Raw genomic sequence first — 19,783 nt, 5'->3', positions numbered from 1 at the left:
TTTTTAACGAGGACAGGCTGAAACCTTTTGCGCCCATGAATAAATTAAATTCACGCTGGCGAGGGTTTTATTATTGAGACAATAGGGCAGAGGCGGCCATTGAGGCCGCCGCAGTATTTAAAAAATGGTGATGTCGGCCACGGAAGGGAAAATATAGCTCGGGCGGAACGGCATGGTTTCGACATCGTTAAGCGTCGAGACGCCGGACAGCACCAGCACGGTTTCCAGACCGGCCTGGAAGCCCGCCAGAATGTCGGTGCGCAGGTTGTCGCCGACGATCACCGTTTCTTCCGAGTGTGCCTGCATCTTGTTCAGCGCGGCGCGAATGATCCACGGGCTTGGCTTACCGACGTAAAACGGCTTGCGGCCGGTGATCTTTTCGATAGGTGCGCACAGCGCACCGCAGGCAGGCGTAAAACCATGACCATGGCTATCCGGGTTGGTGGCGATAAAGCGCGCACCGTTGTTCACGAAGTAGGCGGCCTTATGCATCATATCCCAGTTGTAGGAGCGGGTTTCGCCGACAATCACGAAGTCCGGGTTGATGTCGGTAATGGTGAAACCGGCCTTATAGAGTTCGTGAATCAACGCACCTTCACCGACCACATAGGCTTTTTTGCCCTCCTGGCGGCGCAGAAAATCGGCGGTGGCCATCGCGGAGGTATAAAACGCGCTCTCCGGCACTTCCAATCCGGCGGCGGCGAAGCGGTTCGCCAGATCCTGCGCGGTTTGCGACGGATAGTTGGTCAGCACCACCAGCGGCATGCCTTGTTCCTGAATGCGCGCCAGGAAAAGATCGGCACCGGGGACCGGCGTGTTGTCATGCAGCAGCACGCCGTCGATATCGCATATAACGTTCTTGATTGTCATCGTTGCTGTTTCTCATGATTTACGGCAGGCAAAAACGCGAAGATGCACACCTGCCTGAAGCGGCGGCTCAACTTTCCAGCAATCGCTGCAATAGCACGCCGTTGAGCATCGCCCGCTTGGCCAGGGCGAAAGCGCCGATCGCCGAGCGATGATTGAGTTCGGAAGTGACCACCGGCAGATTTTTGCGGAAGTCCTTCAGCACCTGCGTATTGATGCAGCTTTGGATCGCCGGCAGCAGCACTTTTTCGGCTTCGGTAATTTCACCGGCGATCACCACTTTTTGCGGATTAAACAGGTTAATGGCGATAGCCACCGCTTTGCCGAGGTAGCGGCCGACGTGCTCTATCACTTCGCTGGCCAGCAGATCGCCGCGGTTGGCCGCTTTGCAGATGGCGGCGATGCTGCAATCGTCGAGCGTCAGCTTGCTTGGGTAGCCCTGGGTCAGCAAATGGCGCACGCGGTGTTCAATCGCGGCGTTGGCGGCCACGGTTTCCAGGCAGCCGAAGTTGCCGCAGTGGCAGCGCTCACCGAGGGGATCGATCTGAATGTGGCCGATTTCGCCGACGTTGCCGTTATTGCCAAGGAAAATCTGGCCATTGACGATAATACCTGCACCGGTACCCCGGTGCAGACGCACCAGAATAGAGTCTTCGCAGTCACGGGTGGCGCCAAAGTAATGCTCCGCCAGCGCCAGGCTGCGGATGTCGTGCCCGACAAAGCTGGTGACGTTGAAACGTTGCTGCAGGTTATCTACCAACGGCCAGTGGCTGACGCTGATGTGCGGCATATAGCGCACCACGCCCAGCGCCGGATCAACCAGGCCCGGCAGGATCACCGCGATGGCGATCAGCTCGCGCAGTTTGCGCTGGTAGCTTTCGATAAACTGCGCAATGGCGTTGAACAGTGCGTTTTCCAGCGTCTCTTGAGTGCGTTCCGGCAGTGGATAGTGTTCTTCACCGAGCGATTTTCCGCTCATGTCGTACAGAGTGATGGTGGCGTCGTGACGCCCAAGACGCACTGCCACGGTGTGGAAGTGCCGGGTTTCGGAGACAATGGAAATGGCGCGACGGCCACCGGTAGAGGCTTGCTGATCGACTTCCTTGATCAGCCCGCGCTCCAACAGCTGGCGAGTAATTTTGGTGACGCTGGCGGGCGCTAGCTGGCTGAGTTCGGCTATCTGAATGCGCGAGATCGGACCCTGCTGGTCGATCAGGCGATACACTGCTGCGCCGTTGAGTTGTTTGACTAAGTCAACGTTCCCTATTTGTGCCTGTCCGCCAGTACTCATCAATAATTTTACTCGCTGTTCATTAAGTTAAACCTCGTTACCGTTAACGAGCGTTTTGGTGATATCAAAATCACGGGTAAATGCGGTCAGGTTCGCCACTTTGCCGGCTTCGATTGTGCCTAACAGGTGGTCTACGCCGATGGCGCGCGCCGGATACAACGTTGCCATGCGCAGCGCTTCGTCCAGCGCGATACCGACGTGCTCTACGCTGTTTTTCACCGCGTCGATCATGGTCAGCGCCGAGCCGCTCAGGGTGCCGTTCTCATCCACGCACAGCCCGTCGCGATAGTATATTGTTTTACCGGCAAAAATAAATTGGTCAATCTCTGCGCCCGCCGGGGCGGTGGCATCGGTGACCAACACCAATTTATCACCTTTCATGCGTTTGGCGTTACGGATACTCGCCCAGGCTACGTGATGGCCGTCGGCAATGATGCCGGTATACACTTCGGGCGTATCGAAAATCGCCCCCATCAGGCCAGGTTCGCGCCCGGTGATATACGGCATGGCGTTATACAGATGGGTCGCAAAGGTGATGCCGGCGGCAAAGCCGGTGCGGGCCTGATCGTAAGTGGCGTTAGAGTGGCCGGCGGAAACCACGATGCCCGCTGCGGTCAGTTGCTTGATAAAGTGCGGTTCTACCATTTCCGGCGCCAGGGTGACTTTGGTGATCACATCGGCGTTGGCGCACAGATAGTCGATCATCTCGCTGGTCGGTTTGCGGATGAACGCCGGGTTGTGGGTGCCTTTTTTCAGTGGGCTAAGGTACGGCCCTTCCAGATGCAGGCCGAGTGCCTGATTCGGGTGTTTTTTCAGATAAGCACGCATCACATCGATGCTGTGCTTCATAAATTCGTCGCTGCTGGTGATCAGCGTAGGCAGATAGCTGGTGCAGCCGGATTTTTCGTTGGCGCGCTGCATGATCTCCAGCGTCTCTTCCGAAATGGCGTCCAGCGAATCGTTAAATTGTACGCCGCCACAGCCGTTAAGCTGCACGTCGATCAAACCGGGGGCCAGGATGGCGCCACCCAGATCGCGCGTTTCAATGTCGGCCGGCAGTTCAGCCAGCGGACAGACTCGTTCAATCAGTCCATCAGCGATGATTACCGCATGGTCGTCAAGCACGTCGTGGCCGGTGAAAATCCGGCATTGGGTTAAAGCGAACATCGTAGCCCCCTGCAAAAATTAAAGACTCTTAACGCTTTCCGCTTCTAACTCGCGGAAGTATTTAACGGTTTTGACTTTCAGTTCCATGGTGGAAGGCTCATCGCACACCACAACCGCCTTGGCGTGCAGCTGCAGGCAACTGATGGTCCACATATGGTTGATATTGCCTTCCACTGCGGCTTCCAGCGCCTGTGCCTTGGCATGGCCGGTCACCAGAATCATCACTTCTTCTGCGTCGAGCAGCGTACCCACGCCCACGGTCAGCGCGTATTTCGGCACCAGGCTAACATCGCCGCCGAAGAAACGAGAGTTGGCGATGCGGGTATCTTCAGTCAGCGTTTTGATGCGGGTACGCGACGCCAGTGATGAAGCCGGCTCGTTAAACGCGATATGACCGTCAATGCCGACGCCGCCCATAAACAGGTTGATTTTACCGTAGGACTTGATTTTTTCTTCGTATTTACGGCACTCGGCGTCCACGTCCGGCGCATTGCCATTCAGCAGGTTGATGTTTTCACGTGGAATATCAACGTGATCAAAGAAATTACGGTACATGAAGGTATGATAGCTTTCCGGGTGTTCCTGCGGCAGGCCAACGTATTCGTCCATGTTGAAAGTCACTACATGCTTAAAGCTTACTTCACCTGCTTTGTGCATCGCAATCAGATGTTTGTAGGCTTCGAGCGGAGTCCCGCCGGTTGGCAGGCCGAGTACAAACGGACGCTCCGCAGTAGGCTTGAATGCGTTGATGCGCTGGACGATATGGCGGGCGGCCCATTTGCCGACTTGTGCAGTATCTTTCAGTGGGATAAGTCTCATCTAACACCTCTTTGGGTAAGTAAACTAAAGCTATACTGTTACGGGCCTGAACAAGAGTCTAAGCGTAATCCAACTTTATGATTCTCACGTGATGCGTCAGCCCCGATGATTTTTTGAATGATAAAATAAGTTTTGTGTGATGGCTAGCAATGTGGCAGCTTAAGACTACTTTTTGGTGATATAAATCACAAAAAAGGAGCTTTTAATTTGCGATACGAAATAATTTTTTTACACTCCGCATGAGTGATACGTGCCATGCGTTATTTCTAAAAGGTAGTGAGAGAGTTAAATAAACTACTAATAGGGTCCGTCCGCGGACAACATAGGGGGAAAAGGTGAACATTCTTAGTTATTTGCAAAAAGTGGGCCGCGCCTTGATGGTGCCGGTTGCCACGCTGCCCGCCGCCGCGATCTTGATGGGCGTAGGGTACTGGATTGACCCTACGGGTTGGGGCGCCTCCAACGCTCTCGCTGCTTTCTTTATTAAATCCGGCTCTGCCATTATCGAACACATGTCGGTGCTGTTCGCCGTCGGTGTGGCTTATGGCATGTCCAAAGACAAGGACGGCGCCGCCGCGCTGACCGGCTTTGTCGGTTTCCTGGTATTAACCACTCTCTGTTCACCGTCCGCCGTGTCGATGATTCAGAAGATCCCCCTCGACCAGGTCCCTGCCGCTTTTGGCAAAATTGAGAACCAGTTCGTCGGTATTCTGGTGGGCATTATTTCCGCCGAAGTCTACAACCGTTTCAGCAGCGTTGAGCTGCCGAAAGCGCTGTCGTTCTTCAGCGGCCGCCGTCTGGTGCCTATCCTGATCTCCTTCCTGATGATCCTGGTGGCTTTCATTCTGATGTATATCTGGCCGATGATTTTCGGTGGCCTGGTTAACTTCGGTGAACATATTCAGAAGTTAGGCTCCGCCGGCGCAGGTATTTATGCGTTCTTTAACCGTCTGCTGATCCCGGTCGGCCTGCATCATGCGTTGAACTCGGTGTTCTGGTTCGACGTGGCCGGCATTAACGACATCCCTAACTTCCTCGGTGGCCAGCAGTCTATCGAAGCCGGTAAAGCGGTTGTCGGCATCACCGGTCGTTATCAGGCGGGCTTCTTCCCTATCATGATGTTCGGTCTGCCGGGTGCTGCGCTGGCTATCTATCACTGCGCGCGTCCGGAAAACAAAGCCAAGGTTCTGGGTATCATGATGGCGGGCGCCTTTGCCGCCTTCTTTACCGGGATCACCGAACCGCTGGAATTCTCCTTCATGTTCGTGGCTCCAGTGTTGTATGTGATCCACGCGATACTGACCGGTATTTCGGTATACATCGCCGCCAGCATGCACTGGATTGCCGGTTTCGGCTTCAGTGCCGGTCTGGTGGATATGGTGCTTTCGTCACGTAACCCATTGGCGACCCACTGGTACATGTTGATCCCGCAGGGCCTGGTGTTCTTCGCCATTTACTACGTGGTGTTCCGCTTCACCATCAACAAGTTCAACCTGATGACCCCAGGGCGCGAACTGGCGGTTGCCGGTGACGAAACCGACGGTTATGACGTAAACGTCGGTACCGACGACGGTAAAGGCGAAAACGAAACCACTACCCTGGCACGCCGTTACGTGGGCGCCATCGGCGGTTCTGACAACCTGACCGGCATCGACGCCTGTATCACCCGTCTGCGTCTGAACGTGAAAGACTCTGCACTGGTGAACGACGCGGTGGCGAAACGTCTGGGTGCTTCCGGCGTGATCCGCCTGAACAAACAAAGCGTACAGGTGATCGTCGGCACCCGTGCGGAGCTGATTGCCAGCGCCATGCGCAACGTGGTCGCCGCAGGTCCGGTTGCCGCTACCGTAGCGCCTGCTGCAGCCCCTGTAGCCGAAGCCAAGCCGCAGGCGGTGCCTAACGCACCTAAGGTGGCTTTTGAGACGCTGGTGGCACCGGTAACCGGCGAAGTGGTGTTGTTGGATCAGGTTCCTGATGAAGCCTTTGCCAGCAAAGCGGTGGGTGATGGCCTGGCGATCCGCCCGACCGACAAAACCGTGGTGGCGCCGGCGGACGGCACCATCGTGAAAATCTTCAACACCAACCACGCTTTCTGTCTGGAAACCGTCAAGGGCGCGGAGATTGTGGTGCATATGGGCATCGACACCGTGGCGCTGAACGGTCAGGGGTTCAAACGTCTGGTAGAAGAGGGTGCTGAGGTGAAAGCCGGCCAGCCGATTCTCGAGTTGGATCTGGACTTCCTGAACGCCAATGCCCGCTCGATGATAAGCCCGGTGGTGGTGAGCAACTCTGACGATTACGCCGGCCTGACTGCACTGGCGACCGGTTCCGTAGTGGCAGGCCAAACCAAGCTGTTCGACATCCAGAAGTAAAGTGTTTTACCTGAGTAGTACCCAGGGTGTTTAACGAGTCATGACGGAACACACCCTACCTTTGGCGGGAAGAGAGCGATCTCTTCCCGCTTTTTTATGAGCGCAATTTGCCCCGTTGTGGTGCCGTGGTCTATTGCGGTGCAGAGCCCTGCATTTTTCGTGAAACAAACGGTTGTTTCCGGGCGTGGCTTGTTGGATCATAGGCGGTTATGTGTAGCGCTTTGCATTGAGGAATAGTCAAATGAGTGAGGCTGAAGCCCGCCCAACCAATTTTATCCGTCAGATCGTTGATGAAGATCTGGCGTCAGGGAAACACGCGTCGGTACATACCCGTTTCCCGCCGGAGCCAAATGGCTATCTGCATATCGGCCATGCCAAATCCATCTGCCTGAACTTCGGCATCGCCCAGGATTACCGGGGCCAGTGCAACCTGCGTTTCGATGATACCAACCCGGTAAAAGAAGACATCGAATTCGTCGAGTCAATCAAGCACGACGTCGAGTGGCTGGGCTTTGAGTGGAGCGGCAATGTCCGTTACTCCTCGGATTACTTCGATCAGTTGCACCACTATGCGGTTGAGCTGATCAACAAAGGTCTGGCCTACGTCGACGAACTGTCGCCTGAGCAGATCCGCGAATATCGCGGCAGCCTGACTGCACCCGGCAAAGACAGTCCGTATCGCGGCCGCAGCGTGGAAGAGAACCTGGCGCTGTTTGAGAAAATGCGTAATGGCGAATTTGCCGAAGGCACCGCCTGCCTGCGAGCCAAAATTGACATGGCTTCACCGTTCATCGTGATGCGTGATCCGGTGCTGTACCGCATTAAATTTGCAGAACACCATCAGACCGGCAACAAGTGGTGCATCTACCCGATGTACGATTTTACCCACTGCATTTCCGATGCGCTGGAAGGGATCACCCATTCGCTGTGTACGCTGGAGTTCCAGGACAACCGCCGTCTGTATGACTGGGTGCTGGATAACATCACCATCCCTTGCCATCCGCGTCAGTACGAGTTCTCGCGTCTCAATCTTGAGTACGCCATCATGTCGAAGCGCAAGCTGAACCAGTTGGTGACCGAGAATATCGTTGAAGGCTGGGATGACCCGCGTATGCCGACCGTTTCCGGCCTGCGTCGCCGTGGTTATACCGCGGCCTCGATCCGTGAGTTCTGCCAGCGCATCGGCGTGACCAAGCAGGATAACAACGTCGAAATGGTGGCGCTGGAGGCTTGCATTCGTGAAGATCTGAACGAGAACGCGCCGCGTGCGATGGCGGTGCTGGATCCGGTGAAAGTGATCATCGAGAACCGGGCCGAAGGTGTGGAAATGGTCACCATGCCCAACCACCCGAACAAGCCGGAAATGGGCAGCCGCGAAGTGCCGTTCAGCCGTGAGATTTATATCGATCGTGCCGACTTCCGCGAAGAAGCCAACAAGCAATACAAGCGTCTGGTGCTGGGTAAGGAAGTGCGTCTGCGCAATGCGTATGTGATCAAGGCTGAGCGCGTCGAGAAGGACGCCGAGGGCGAGATCACCACCATTTTCTGCAGCTACGATGCGGATACGCTGAGCAAGGATCCTGCCGATGGCCGCAAGGTGAAGGGCGTGATCCACTGGGTTTCCGCTGCGCATGCGTTGCCGGCGGAAATCCGCCTGTACGATCGCCTGTTCAACGTGGCGAACCCGGCGGCGGCAGAGGATTTCCTCGCGACCATCAACCCGGAGTCGCTGGTTGTCAAGCATGGCTTCGTGGAGCCAAGCCTGGCTGCCGCGCAGCCGGAAAAAGCCTACCAGTTCGAACGTGAAGGCTATTTCTGCGCCGACAGCCGCTACTCTTCGGCTGAGCATCTGGTGTTTAACCGCACCGTTGGCCTGCGTGACACCTGGGCGAAAATCGACGTCTGAGGGTGATATACCGCTGACGGATAAAAGCGCAACTTCGGTTGCGCTTTTTTTTTAATGACATTCACCGCTTTTCCTCTGCGCACATACCTTATTTCATCAACCCTGCTGTAGATTTTCATCACGTCCTTTCATTATCAATTTCTTGATATAAGGCTTCATTCAGTTAACATTACCTTATATATTCGTGATGCGAATTAATGTCATTTGGAGAGCGCTCTCATTTTTTCCTTTCTGGCTGATGGTTTTTGTTATGCTGAAACCATTAATCGTCTCTGCTTGACCTGGTATCAATATTTATTCTGATTTTATTGAATTTTTTATTCAAATCCCTCTTTGCACAGCGACGTAACACAATCTCAGCGATATGTGCTCTTTGTCATACTTTGACAAATCTCTCTCATTTTTCATTTGATAATTCGCGTCGCGAAAAATAGTCTAGCTGTAGCAATAAGTGCTGTGGGGATTTCACCCCGCGCACTATTTTTTACCCGGTTGGGTTTTTTATTGGCAGTCGTGCAGGGCAGTGGTGAACACGGGCGGCTGCAACTTTTAAAGTTAAGTCAAAGAGGAATTTCATTATGGGTACGCACGGTGCTCAGCGTAAAACGCTGGCGCTCGCTATCGCGGGTGCGCTGTTGGGAACAGGGTTTGCCATGGCCCCTGAGGCGAAAGCCGCAGGGTTTGTCGATGATTCCACGCTGACCGGCGGTATTTATTACTGGCAACGTGAGCGCGACCGTAAAGATCTCAATCCGACCAGTGACGATTACAATAAATACACCACCAACCTGTCGCACTCGACGGCTAACCTGAGCCTTGATTTCGCTTCGGGCTATGCCTGGGATATGTTCGGTCTGGACGTGGGCGCGTTCACCGCCATTGAGCTGGCCGAGTCCAGTGCCAGTGGCCACCCGAACGAAATTGCGTTCTCCTCGAAAAACCGTACCTATGATGAAGACTACAGCGGCGACAAAGGCGGCATCAGCCTGTATAAAGCGGCCGGTAAGTTCAAATACGGCCCGCTCTGGGCGCGTGCCGGTTATATCCAGCCAAGCGGTCAGACGCTGCTGGCGCCGCACTGGAGCTTTATGCCTGGCACCTATCAGGGGGCCGAGGCCGGCGCCAAGTTTGACTACGGCGATGCCGGCGCGTTGAGCTTCTCCTACATGTGGACCAACAAGTACAAGGCTCCTTGGCATACCGAGATGGACGACTTCCGCCAAAACGATAAAAAAACCGGCGTGTCTTACCTGCACTCATTAGGCGCCAAGTACGACTTCAAAAATGATCTGGTGCTGGAAGCGGCGTTCGGCCAGGCCCAGGGGTATGTAAACCAGTACTTCACCAAGGCATCTTATAAGTTCGATCTGTTAGGCAACCCGTTAACCACCAGCTACCAGTTCTACGGCGCGGAAGACCGCATCAACGACAAAAACGATGCCAACAGCATTTACGACGGTCTGGCCTGGCTGCAGGCGTTGACCTTCGGCTACACCACCGGTCAGTTCAACTGGCGGTTGGAAGGCACCATGGTTAAAGCCGAAGGCAATCAGGGCTTCTTCCTGCAGCGTATGACCCCAACCTATGCTTCCTCCAATGGCCGCCTCGACGTGTGGTGGGATAACCGCTCCGACTTCAACGCCAACGGTGAGAAAGCCGTTTATGCCGGCGTGATGTACGACCTGAGCAACTGGAATCTTCCGGGCATGGCGGTGGGCGGTTCTTACGTGTATGCCTGGGATGCCAAACCAAGCACCAACCCGATCTACGATCAGGGCCAGCGCCTGAAAGAGAGCGCCTGGAGCCTGGACGCCATGTACACGGTGCAGGACGGCCGCGCCAAAGGCACTTTGCTGAAACTGCATTACACCCAGTACGACAATCACACCAACATCCCGAGCTGGGGCGGCGGTTACGGCAACATCTTCCAGGATGAGAAAGACGTCAAATTCATGGTTATCGCGCCATTCACCATTTTCTGATGCCCTCCCCGGCGATGACGCCGGGGAAGCTTAAAAGGGACATAGCAATGAAAAAAATGATGCTGACGTTGGCCGCCGTAGTCACGCTGAATGCTTGTGTGCAGCCCGCCGCACCGCCGGAAGATGCCAAATTGAAACAGGCGTACAGCGCCTGCATTAACACTGCGGAAGGTTCGCCGGAAAAACTGCAGTCGTGCCAGGCGGTGCTGGACGTGCTGCGGCAAGAGAAGCAGCACCAACAGTTTGCCGCGCAGGAAAGGGTGCGCGTGATGGATTATCAGAGCTGCATTCAGGCAGCCCACAGCGGTAACGGGCAGGCCTACGACGCCAAATGCGGCAAGATTTGGCAAGAGATCCGCGAAAATAACAATTAATTAAGGATGATGTTAACGATGAATACATTCAAATTGAGCGCGCTTGCCGCCCTGACGGCGACCGCTGGATTGTTTGGCGGCGTGGGGAACGCAATGGCCGATCAACAGCTGGTGGATCAACTCGGCCAGTTAAAGCTGAATTTAAAGATGGTGGACAACCGCGCGGCCGACAGCGGTCTGGATTGCGGTAAGCTGGGCGCCGACTGGGCTGCCTGCAATAAAGTCCTGATCGGCCTGACCAACGATAATCAGGACATTAAAGGCCAGGACTGGGCGATCTATTTTCACAGTGCCCGCCAGACTATGAGAGTGGATAACGACCAATTCACCGTCTCTCATGTGACCGGGGATCTGTACAAACTGGAGCCGACCGACAAGTTTACCGGATTCCCGGCCGGTAAAACGGTGGAAATTCCGATTATTGCGGAATACTGGCAACTGTTTAAAACCGACTTCGTACCGCGCTGGTACGCGACCTCCGGCGATGCCAAGCCAAAAATTCTGCTCAATACCGATACCGAAGATCTGAACCGGTTTGTGGCACCCTTTACCGGTGACCAGTGGAAGCGCACCAGGGATGACAACAATATCCTGATGACTCCGGCCACTCGTTTCACTAAAAACGCCGAGCTGAAAACCTTACCGGCAGCGTCGTTGCGTGGCCAAATCGTGCCGACGCCGCTGGAAGTGAAAGTGCATCCGCAGGATGTGGATCTGAGCAAAGGCGTGGCGCTTGAACTGAGCGCATTGAATAAGCCTGCGGCTGACGCGGTTGCTGAACGCTTTACGCTGCTGGGGGTGACGAATAATGCGGGCGGTTATCCCATAAGAACCGATATCCAACCGAGTAAATTTAAAGGTGAGCTGGCGGTGCCGGGCGCTTATGAGCTGAAGATTGGCAATAAGGAAACTCGGGTCATCGGCTTCGATCAGGCCGGGGTGTTCTATGGCCTGCAGTCTATTTTATCGCTTGTCCCGACAGACGGCAGCGCCAGCATCGCCACGCTAGGCGCTAAAGATGCACCGCGCTTCCAGTATCGCGGCATCTTCCTCGACGTGGCGCGCAATTTCCACCAGAAGGATGCGGTGCTGCGCCTGCTGGATCAGATGGCGGTTTACAAACTCAATAAATTCCACTTCCACCTGAGCGATGACGAAGGCTGGCGCATCGAGATCCCGGGCCTGCCGGAGTTGACCGAAGTAGGGGGGCAACGTTGTCATGATCTGAGCGAAACCACCTGCCTGCTGCCGCAATACGGCCAGGGGCCTGATGTGTACGGCGGGTTCTTCTCGCGTCAGGATTACATCGACATTATCAAATATGCCCAGGCGCGCCAGATTGAGGTGATCCCGGAAATCGATATGCCGGCACATGCCCGTGCGGCGGTGGTTTCGATGGAGGCGCGCTACAAAAAACTGCATGCCGCCGGGAAAGAGAAAGAGGCGGACGAGTTCCGTCTGGTGGATCCGACCGATACCTCGAACACCACGTCGGTGCAGTACTTCAACCGTCAAAGCTACCTGAACCCGTGCCTGGATTCATCCAAACGCTTTGTCGACAAGGTGATCGGCGAAATTGCCCAGATGCACAAAGAGGCCGGGCAGCCGCTGCGCACCTGGCACTTTGGCGGCGATGAAGCGAAAAACATTCGTCTGGGCGCGGGCTATACCAATCTGACCAAGCCGGAGGCGGGCAAAGGCATCATCGATCAGAGCAAGGAAGACAAACCCTGGGCGAAATCTCAGGTGTGCCAAGCGATGATTAAAGAAGGCAAAGTGGCCGATATGGAGCACCTGCCAAGCTACTTCGGGCTGGAAGTCAGCCAACTGGTGAAGGCGCACGGCATTGACAGAATGCAGGCCTGGCAGGATGGCCTGAAAGATGCGAAAGACGCCAAGGCATTCGCCACCCAACGTGTTGGGGTGAACTTCTGGGATACCCTGTATTGGGGTGGTTTTGATAGCGCGAACGATTGGGCGAACAAAGGTTACGAAGTTATCCTTTCCAACCCGGATTACGTCTACATGGACTTCCCGTATGAGGTGAACCCGGACGAGCGCGGCTACTACTGGGGGACACGCTTCAGCGACGAACGGAAAATGTTCAGTTTCGCGCCGAATAACCTACCGCAGAACGCCGAAACCTCGGTTGACCGCGACGGCAACCACTTTACCGCCAAGAGCGACAAACCCTGGCCGGGGGCTTACGGCATCTCCGCGCAGATGTGGAGTGAAACCCAACGTACCGATCCGCAAATGGAATACATGATCTTTCCTCGTTCGTTGTCGGTGGCTGAACGCGCATGGCATCGCGCCGGCTGGGAACAGGATTACCAGGCGGGGCGTGAGTATAAAGGCGGGGAAACTCACTTTGTCGACAGCAAGAAACTGGATCGGGACTGGTTGCGCTTTGCCAATATTCTGGGGCAACGCGAGTTGGCAAAACTGGACAAGGGCGGGGTGAGTTATCGCTTGCCGGTTCCGGGCGCTCGCGTGCTGGACGGCAAACTGGAAGCCAATATCTCGCTGCCGGGCCTGGGCATCGAGTATTCCATCGACGGCGGCAAACATTGGCAGCGTTATGACGCTACTGCCAAACCTGCGGTAACCGGCGACGTGCAGATCCGGGCGGTAAGCCCGGATGGCAAGCGTTATAGCCGCGCAGAGAAAGTGTAAGCCTTAACCCTGGCCCGTCTGACTGCAGGCGGGCCATTCTTTTTCAACGGCAACGTTCGGCGGTAATCAATCATGAATTCGATACGGCTGACGTTTATGGTGGTCGCTTTTTTCTCCGGTATTGCCGGCGCACTGCAAATACCGACGCTGAGCCTGTTTCTTACTACTGAAGTGCAGGTCTCGTCGTTATGGGTCGGATTTTTTTATGCGGTTAACGCCGGCACGGGCATTGCAGTCAGTTTCTTGCTGGCAAAAAAATCAGATCGCCAGCGTGACCGGCGCAATCTGATTTTAATCTGTTATTTATTGGCTGCGGGCAACTGCCTGCTGTTTGCGTTTAACCGCAATTATTTGACGTTAATTACGGTGGGCGTGCTGTTAACCGCCATCGCCAATACGGCGATACCGCAATTATTTGCGCTGGCGCGCGAGTATGGGGAGAAAACATCGCATAACGTGGCGATGTTCAGCGCGATTATGCGCGCCCAGCTTTCGCTTGCCTGGGTATTTGGCCCGCCATTGGCCTTTATGCTGGTGATGAAGTACGGCTTTACGGCCATGTTTATGTTTGCCGCTGGGATATTCCTGTTGGTCACGCTGTTGGCCTGGTGGGTATTGCCCTGCGTGGTGCGAACCGAAGAGGGCAACGTCGCTGTTGATCCGCCGTTGCGGCAAAAAGGGGCCTTCGACAAAGACGTTGGCCTGCTGTTTTGCACCTCGGTATTGATGTGGACTTGCAGCGCCATGTATCTGATCGACGTACCGCTGTATATCACCGCCGAGCTGGGGTTGTCGCAGAGTCTGACCGGTTGGATTATGGGCGTTGCCGCCGCAGTCGAGATCCCGATCATGATTCTGGCCGGGCGTTATGTGAACCTGGTGGGCAAGCGCCCGATGATGGCGGGCGCAATCGTGGCCGGCATGCTGTTTTATGCCGGCATGCCGTGGTTCAGCACTGCCGGCGGGTTGCTGGCCCTGCAAGCGTTTAACGCGATATTTATCGGCATTATCGCCACCGTCGGCATGCTCTATTTTCAGGATCTGATGCCTGAACGGGCCGGAATGGCCACTACGTTGTTTACCAACAGTATTTCAACCGGCGTGATCCTGGCCGGAATATTACAAGGAGTTCTGACCGAGTACGGGCCGCATTCCTCCGTTTATCTGTTAGCCGTGTTACTGCTTTTAATTGCTTTGCCCGTGGTGTGTAAAGTTCGGGAAGTTTAGTGGTTTCTGAGTGAGTCGTTTATTTTTAAACACAAACAAGGATACATGATGGCTATATTAGTGACGGGCGGCGCCGGTTATATCGGTTCGCATACCGTATTGGCATTGCTGGAAAGGGGAGAGGACGTTGTCGTGTTGGACAATTTATCCAACAGTTCACCGGAATCGCTGTTTCGGGTTGAGAGGCTGACCGGTAAAAAAGTGATTTTTTATCAGGGGGATATTCAAGAACATCATTTACTGGATCATCTCTTTCGCCAGCATGATATTCATGCGGTTATTCATCTTGCGGGGTTGAAGTCGGTTCGAGAGTCTACCGAAGAGCCGCTGAAGTATTATCAAAATAACATTTCCGGCTCGCTGATCGTACTGGACAGAATGCGGCATGCCGGGGTGCGGCAATTTATTTTCAGCTCGTCAGCCACCGTTTACGGGCCGGCGGAATATACCCCGCTGACGGAGAGTTGCCGCGTCGGGCAGACGACGAATCCTTACGGTACTTCCAAGCTGATTGTGGAGCAGATCCTGGCGGAGTTCGCCAGAACCGCGCCGCAGATGGCGATCACCGCGCTGCGTTACTTTAACCCGGCCGGGGCGCACGAGTCGGGTTTGATCGGTGAAGATCCCGCAGGCATTCCCAATAATCTTCTGGCTTATCTGGCACAGGTGGCTATTGGCAAACTTGCGGTGTTGCCGGTGTATGGTAACGACTATCCCACCAGTGATGGCACCGGGGTGCGAGATTACATTCACGTTATGGATCTGGCCGAAGGGCACTTGAAAGCGCTGGATAATCTGCGGCCGGGTTTTAACGTGTATAACCTGGGCACCGGCAAAGGTTATTCGGTGCTGGAGATTATCCAGGCATTTGAACGCGCCTGCGGATTTAAAATCGCCTATCAAATTAACCCGCGCCGTGCAGGAGATATTGCCGAGTGCTGGTCTGATCCGACGCTGGCGGCGGAAAAATTAGGCTGGCAAGCCAAAAGAAGCCTGGAAAAAATGGTTTGCGACGCCTGGCATTGGCAGAGCAAAAATCCACAGGGATACGGTTCTTGTGCACCGCTGGTGGGAGGCTGACGATGAAACTTGACGACGAGCGTTTGGGGTTGATGCAGCGTGACCTGTTTCGCGCCGACTATGAGGCCTGGATTAATAACCTGAAGTTAGCGTTCGTGAAATATCAGCGCCAGCTTTCCCCGGCGTTACTGGGGCAATACCAGCGAGGGGTTAGCCAGCTGCGAGCCTGGTTGGCTGATCAAGGGCATTTATTCGATGCTGCGCAGTGCTCCTCATTATTCTGCGTACCTACGCGCCAGTTGGCCGCGCAGGAAAAATTGCTGCACCGCATCTGGCTGGGTGGTGCCATTCCAGACGATGCCAGAGAGGTTATCTCCCAATGGGGAGATGCGCAGCAGGCTGTTCGCAGCGCAACCGCCGACGAATGGGTCGGGATGCTTTGGGTATGGGATGCGCGGCAACTCAAAAACGAGGCGTATTTTACCCCCGCGGCGCAAGTGGAAGGTGGGCTGTTGGGGGAGTTCGATGCCGGCAACCACCGGTTGCAGGTGCATTCGCTTAGCGAACTGGCGCAAAAAAGCGTCGGCGACAACCTGGGTTTTATCCACGCACTCCATGATAAGCGCTATTACGCCACGCTTTCTGACTACTTTCGCTTTTTGATCCTGATCGAAATGGGCGGAATGTATATGGATATCGACACCCTCCCGCACCGTTCGGCGACGTTTTTCCTGCTGAAGCCGGAAGTGCCGGATTACCTTCAACTCCTGCCCAATGGCGAAGTCAGCCACGTCAGCGGGTTGAATTTGTTTCTGGATGAAACCGGGATGATCATTGGCCGCAGCGGCGACGGGGCGCTGTGCAAAATATTGGTGGGTCTGGATCAAATCTATGCGGCGCAAACCGGTGAAGTGCCGGATAAAAACCCCGTCTATGAAAGAAAGTTGTTCGATGCGTTTTATCTGTTGTGGAGCCGTCACATCGGCAGGACTTTCCTCAGCCACGATAGCTTTTGCAAGGAGCACGGAGTTCATTATGACGCCGTTCCGCAGGCGGTGACCTGCGGTATCCGCGGCATGCGCCTGTTGGAAGACGTGATCACCAATGAGACGCTGCCGCTGGGGGAGGACGAACTGCGCAGCTATCGGCAGTGTATAAGCCGGCTGGATCAGGTGGATTGGCAGCTTGAGCAACCGACGGATCTGGCGCGTTATGCGGAAATATTTACCGTCGATGAGGTGCCGCGCATGGCCTATCCGGCGCAGATAAGGTCCGATATCGATCACTATCATTACTATTCGGTGCTGTCCCATGATCGCGCGCTGGATCGGGTGAACCGGCTTTTCGGCGAGTATTTGATAACCGATAACCGGCGGCTGATCGACGAAGGCAATTACTGGCGACCAACCGTTGGAGCGGGCGATGCGGTATTGCCGCTATCGCAGGGCGGGTTGCATTTTCTGCCTGGGCGGCAGGCGGACGAAGCGGACAAGACCCGCATGGCGAAGCTGATTTTTGCCACCAGCTACCTGGAGTATTGCTCCGTCGGCAACCCGGCCGGGATGGATCTGGTCTCTCTGCAGCAGGCGCAAAATATTGACCCCTATCTGGATCTGATTACCCTGGCTTACGAGCGGTGCGGGGCGTTTGTCGGATTTTTCACGGCGGCGAGCGTTGACGAATTGTATGGCGTTGAGGCGAACTCTCTATATCGCGATGAAATAAAGCCGCTTGATGAAGCCTACGACGGTTTTGTGCGAACACAGAGCGCGGAGGGCGATTACTTTATCTGCAGCCTGGCCATCGAGAGCCGGTTCCGCGGGCAGGGCTATTTTAACCCGATGTTTGCCCTGATTAAGCAGCGCGCGCAGCAGCGCCGGGCAAAACATATCGTGCTGTGCGTATGGCAAAGTAGTGATGCCTGCCAAATCTACCTGAACAAAGGGTTCCGCGTTCGCGGCGTTTTCGACTATGCCTGGCCGATTTTCTTCGATCGGCTGCTGTTGCTTGAATATGCATTGTGACGAGTTTACCCATCCGCGTGTCGGCGGGTGAGTTGACGGTGAAGTGAGTGTAAGTGGGTAGTGAGAGAAGTACCGCGGAGAAGTGCCGCTGCGATTGTTGTCTTTCAGATGTGATTTTCCCCGGGCCTGTCCGGGGATTTTTTTGTCCTGCAAACACAGGGATAAAGCCCGAGGTGGAATTCCATATTTGTTATTTCGTATTAGGACCTTGTTTTTCCTTTGGAATGATGTATTGATAATTATTTATCATCAATTAGTTGATGTCTGGAATTATTTATCGATAAATTAAATTATAGAACATTGAGGGTAAATCAAGAAATATGTCTTTCTCTTCTTGATGTTTTTTGTTTTACGCTATGCTTAATAAGTAAGTTTTTGCTTATGCTTCTGAGCCAGACGGAGTTTATTTCTTCCAGAAACCTAGCCAAGGTGACATATGACCACAAAACAAGATAATGAGTTTATTCTCACATACAGTGAAATTAAAAATATTGAATATCGAACTAATAGCGCATATGTTAGCTCGGGGCAACCTTTTGATGTGCCTCCCACAATTACTGAGCAAAGTAGCGGCAGCTGGAAAATCAATTTCGCTGCCGGTCGGCATAAAACCTCTGCCGTGTCTAAGAGCTTTATGGCTGTAACCGGAGGTTCGTCGCTAACGGTAATCGCTTCAGACTCATGGGATAAAACACCCGAAGAGCTGAATTTTTACTTCGGTCTGGACATTTCATTTAAGACTAGCGGATTTGATAACTTGCTCATTTATCTGGCTCAGGGTAGCAGTGGGGCACATAATAACTGGTGGCTAGGTTCAGCCAATCTAGTTAATTCTAATGGTACTGCACTTCTTGTTGGTACTCAGGCAAACAAAATCGCCTGGAAGGCTCTTCTCAACATGTCGAACAGCTCTTGCTCACTGTCCAGTCAATAAATAACGGATGAGTTTTCCTGTAACCTAAATACAGCTGCGGCACCAGCGTTTTTATGACTCGAGAATATCAAGATGATTCATTCTCGCTGCCGCAGTATATTGAATACATCACCATACAGAAGAGAATGTTATGACTACCAAGCATGATAATGAATTCATTCTGACATGTGACGCGATTAAAAACATCTGTTACATAGATAATAGCGAAGTCGCCTCGAGTGGGCAGCCTTACGATACCCCACCGACTATTTCTAACGAAGGTAATGGCAGGTGGAAGATTATTTTCACATGTGGCCGCCACAAAACCGAATCGGTAGCCAATAGTTTTAAGTCAACTGTGGGTAATACAAAATATGCGATGGTCACGGCATCATCGGGGGACAATACACCTAAAGAGCTTAACTTCTATTTTGGTTTGAGTTTGTCATTAAAGCTACCCAATGGCAGTTTGCTGGATACGTTGCCAATCTATTTGGGGCAAGGCAGTAGTGGATCGACAAATAACTGGTGGCTAGGTGCAAGGGCGCTTGTAAATACCAGTAAAACTTACCTTTTGGCAACTCAATCAGGCCAGATCGCCTGGCGTGCAAAGGTGAGTATGTCGAACAATTCCATGTCGCTATCGCCAGAATCGCCTAATACCCCGTCCAGCATCGAGTTACTGGATGTGTGGGGGGAAGGACGTATCGTGGAGGGGGATATAATTACAGGATTCGACAACGCGCTCAATCTCAATAAATATACGCAGAAAATCAGCAATGGTCCTAACAAGAACCAACCTATCCCACAACAGGTGATGGTGTTTGATTACGATTATCCCCAGTTTCCAGTAAGCGACGGTGCCGTTCAATTTGTGACGTTGATGGGGGCACCGATGACTACTGTGACTGCGCAAGAGATAGTTCGGGTGCTTAACCCCAACACGGGAGTTGTGATCCTCTATGATCTGTCAGCTAGCGATATCGAGACCTTCGAAAAAAACAAGGGCAAGCTCGTTTACAAACCCAACGAAGTACTGGGGATCCCATTTAACGAGATCACGATTCCCAACCCGCGAATCTACGGTATTTCGGGAGTGACAGACAAGATTGAGGACCATGATGAACTTTGATTCAAGCGGGAGA

The 19,783-nt window shown here is 53.9% G+C and carries 14 protein-coding genes; 10 read left to right on the top strand and 4 right to left on the bottom strand.

Annotated elements, in window-relative coordinates:
- Positions 1 to 117: 117 nt before the first annotated feature.
- The 4 genes from D4100_RS08575 to nagB all read right to left on the bottom strand — a co-directional run bounded on the left by D4100_RS08575 (position 118) and on the right by nagB (position 4,144).
- On the bottom strand, positions 118 to 870 hold the full coding sequence (locus D4100_RS08575) for an HAD-IIA family hydrolase (protein WP_004949656.1): 753 nt from the start codon (positions 868 to 870) through the stop codon (positions 118 to 120).
- A 67-nt stretch (positions 871 to 937) separates the two neighbouring features.
- The gene (gene nagC, locus D4100_RS08570) at positions 938 to 2,158 is read right to left on the bottom strand and encodes a DNA-binding transcriptional regulator NagC (RefSeq protein WP_006319921.1); all 1,221 of its coding nucleotides are present in this window, start codon (positions 2,156 to 2,158) and stop codon (positions 938 to 940) included.
- A gap of 27 nt (positions 2,159 to 2,185) precedes the next feature.
- Positions 2,186 to 3,325 carry an N-acetylglucosamine-6-phosphate deacetylase gene (gene nagA / locus D4100_RS08565; protein WP_006319922.1) on the bottom strand — a complete coding sequence of 380 codons (1,140 nt, stop codon included), beginning with the start codon at positions 3,323 to 3,325 and terminating at the stop codon, positions 2,186 to 2,188.
- A gap of 18 nt (positions 3,326 to 3,343) precedes the next feature.
- Positions 3,344 to 4,144, bottom strand: a complete 801-nt coding sequence (gene nagB / locus D4100_RS08560) for a glucosamine-6-phosphate deaminase (protein WP_006319923.1) — start codon at positions 4,142 to 4,144, stop codon at positions 3,344 to 3,346.
- Between the two features lie 335 nt (positions 4,145 to 4,479).
- On the opposite strand from nagB, the gene nagE reads away from it, so the two are divergent.
- The 10 genes from nagE (at position 4,480) to D4100_RS08510 (ending at position 19,770) form a co-directional block, all read left to right on the top strand.
- Positions 4,480 to 6,516, top strand: a complete 2,037-nt coding sequence (nagE, locus tag D4100_RS08555) for an N-acetylglucosamine-specific PTS transporter subunit IIBC (protein WP_119804041.1) — start codon at positions 4,480 to 4,482, stop codon at positions 6,514 to 6,516.
- A 241-nt stretch (positions 6,517 to 6,757) separates the two neighbouring features.
- A complete protein-coding gene (gene glnS, locus D4100_RS08550) occupies positions 6,758 to 8,422 on the top strand; it encodes a glutamine--tRNA ligase (RefSeq protein WP_119804039.1) in 1,665 nt (554 codons plus the stop codon).
- A 578-nt stretch (positions 8,423 to 9,000) separates the two neighbouring features.
- Positions 9,001 to 10,404: a chitoporin ChiP gene (gene chiP / locus D4100_RS08545; RefSeq protein ID WP_119804037.1), complete on the top strand. Its 1,404-nt coding sequence runs from the start codon at positions 9,001 to 9,003 to the stop codon at positions 10,402 to 10,404.
- 47 nt (positions 10,405 to 10,451) lie between these two features.
- Positions 10,452 to 10,778: a ChiQ/YbfN family lipoprotein gene (gene chiQ, locus D4100_RS08540; RefSeq protein WP_006319930.1), complete on the top strand. Its 327-nt coding sequence runs from the start codon at positions 10,452 to 10,454 to the stop codon at positions 10,776 to 10,778.
- Positions 10,779 to 10,796: 18 nt separating this feature from the next.
- The gene (locus D4100_RS08535; protein ID WP_119804035.1) at positions 10,797 to 13,454 is read left to right on the top strand and encodes a beta-N-acetylhexosaminidase; all 2,658 of its coding nucleotides are present in this window, start codon (positions 10,797 to 10,799) and stop codon (positions 13,452 to 13,454) included.
- A gap of 72 nt (positions 13,455 to 13,526) precedes the next feature.
- Entirely contained in the window at positions 13,527 to 14,681 is a 1,155-nt protein-coding gene (locus D4100_RS08530; protein ID WP_119804033.1) for an MFS transporter, read from the top strand.
- 48 nt (positions 14,682 to 14,729) lie between these two features.
- A complete protein-coding gene (galE, locus tag D4100_RS08525) occupies positions 14,730 to 15,761 on the top strand; it encodes a UDP-glucose 4-epimerase GalE (protein WP_006319936.1) in 1,032 nt (343 codons plus the stop codon).
- Positions 15,762 to 15,763: 2 nt separating this feature from the next.
- A complete protein-coding gene (locus D4100_RS08520; protein WP_119804031.1) occupies positions 15,764 to 17,725 on the top strand; it encodes a glycosyltransferase in 1,962 nt (653 codons plus the stop codon).
- Positions 17,726 to 18,161: 436 nt separating this feature from the next.
- Entirely contained in the window at positions 18,162 to 18,659 is a 498-nt protein-coding gene (locus D4100_RS08515) for a hypothetical protein (RefSeq protein WP_119804029.1), read from the top strand.
- Positions 18,660 to 18,789: 130 nt separating this feature from the next.
- Positions 18,790 to 19,770: a hypothetical protein gene (locus D4100_RS08510; protein ID WP_119804027.1), complete on the top strand. Its 981-nt coding sequence runs from the start codon at positions 18,790 to 18,792 to the stop codon at positions 19,768 to 19,770.
- Positions 19,771 to 19,783: the final 13 nt, after the last annotated feature.

Source organism: Serratia inhibens (assembly GCF_003591175.1).
Taxonomy (GTDB): Bacteria; Pseudomonadota; Gammaproteobacteria; order Enterobacterales; family Enterobacteriaceae; genus Serratia; species Serratia inhibens.
Note: the sequence above shows the minus strand (reverse complement) of the source record. Positions and strands in the feature narration are given on the sequence as shown.

Bases quoted from the DNA above. Each gene is read 5' to 3' on its own strand.
- D4100_RS08515 (WP_119804029.1), top strand. From the start codon at position 18,162: ATGACCACAAAACAAGATAATGAGTTTATTCTCACATACAGTGAAATT.
- D4100_RS08520 (WP_119804031.1), top strand. From the start codon at position 15,764: ATGAAACTTGACGACGAGCGTTTGGGGTTGATGCAGCGTGACCTGTTT.
- D4100_RS08510 (WP_119804027.1), top strand. From the start codon at position 18,790: ATGACTACCAAGCATGATAATGAATTCATTCTGACATGTGACGCGATT.
- galE (WP_006319936.1), top strand. From the start codon at position 14,730: ATGGCTATATTAGTGACGGGCGGCGCCGGTTATATCGGTTCGCATACC.
- nagC (WP_006319921.1), bottom strand. From the start codon at position 2,158: ATGAGTACTGGCGGACAGGCACAAATAGGGAACGTTGACTTAGTCAAA.
- D4100_RS08575 (WP_004949656.1), bottom strand. From the start codon at position 870: ATGACAATCAAGAACGTTATATGCGATATCGACGGCGTGCTGCTGCAT.
- glnS (WP_119804039.1), top strand. From the start codon at position 6,758: ATGAGTGAGGCTGAAGCCCGCCCAACCAATTTTATCCGTCAGATCGTT.
- D4100_RS08530 (WP_119804033.1), top strand. From the start codon at position 13,527: ATGAATTCGATACGGCTGACGTTTATGGTGGTCGCTTTTTTCTCCGGT.
- chiP (WP_119804037.1), top strand. From the start codon at position 9,001: ATGGGTACGCACGGTGCTCAGCGTAAAACGCTGGCGCTCGCTATCGCG.
- nagB (WP_006319923.1), bottom strand. From the start codon at position 4,144: ATGAGACTTATCCCACTGAAAGATACTGCACAAGTCGGCAAATGGGCC.
- nagA (WP_006319922.1), bottom strand. From the start codon at position 3,325: ATGTTCGCTTTAACCCAATGCCGGATTTTCACCGGCCACGACGTGCTT.
- chiQ (WP_006319930.1), top strand. From the start codon at position 10,452: ATGAAAAAAATGATGCTGACGTTGGCCGCCGTAGTCACGCTGAATGCT.
- D4100_RS08535 (WP_119804035.1), top strand. From the start codon at position 10,797: ATGAATACATTCAAATTGAGCGCGCTTGCCGCCCTGACGGCGACCGCT.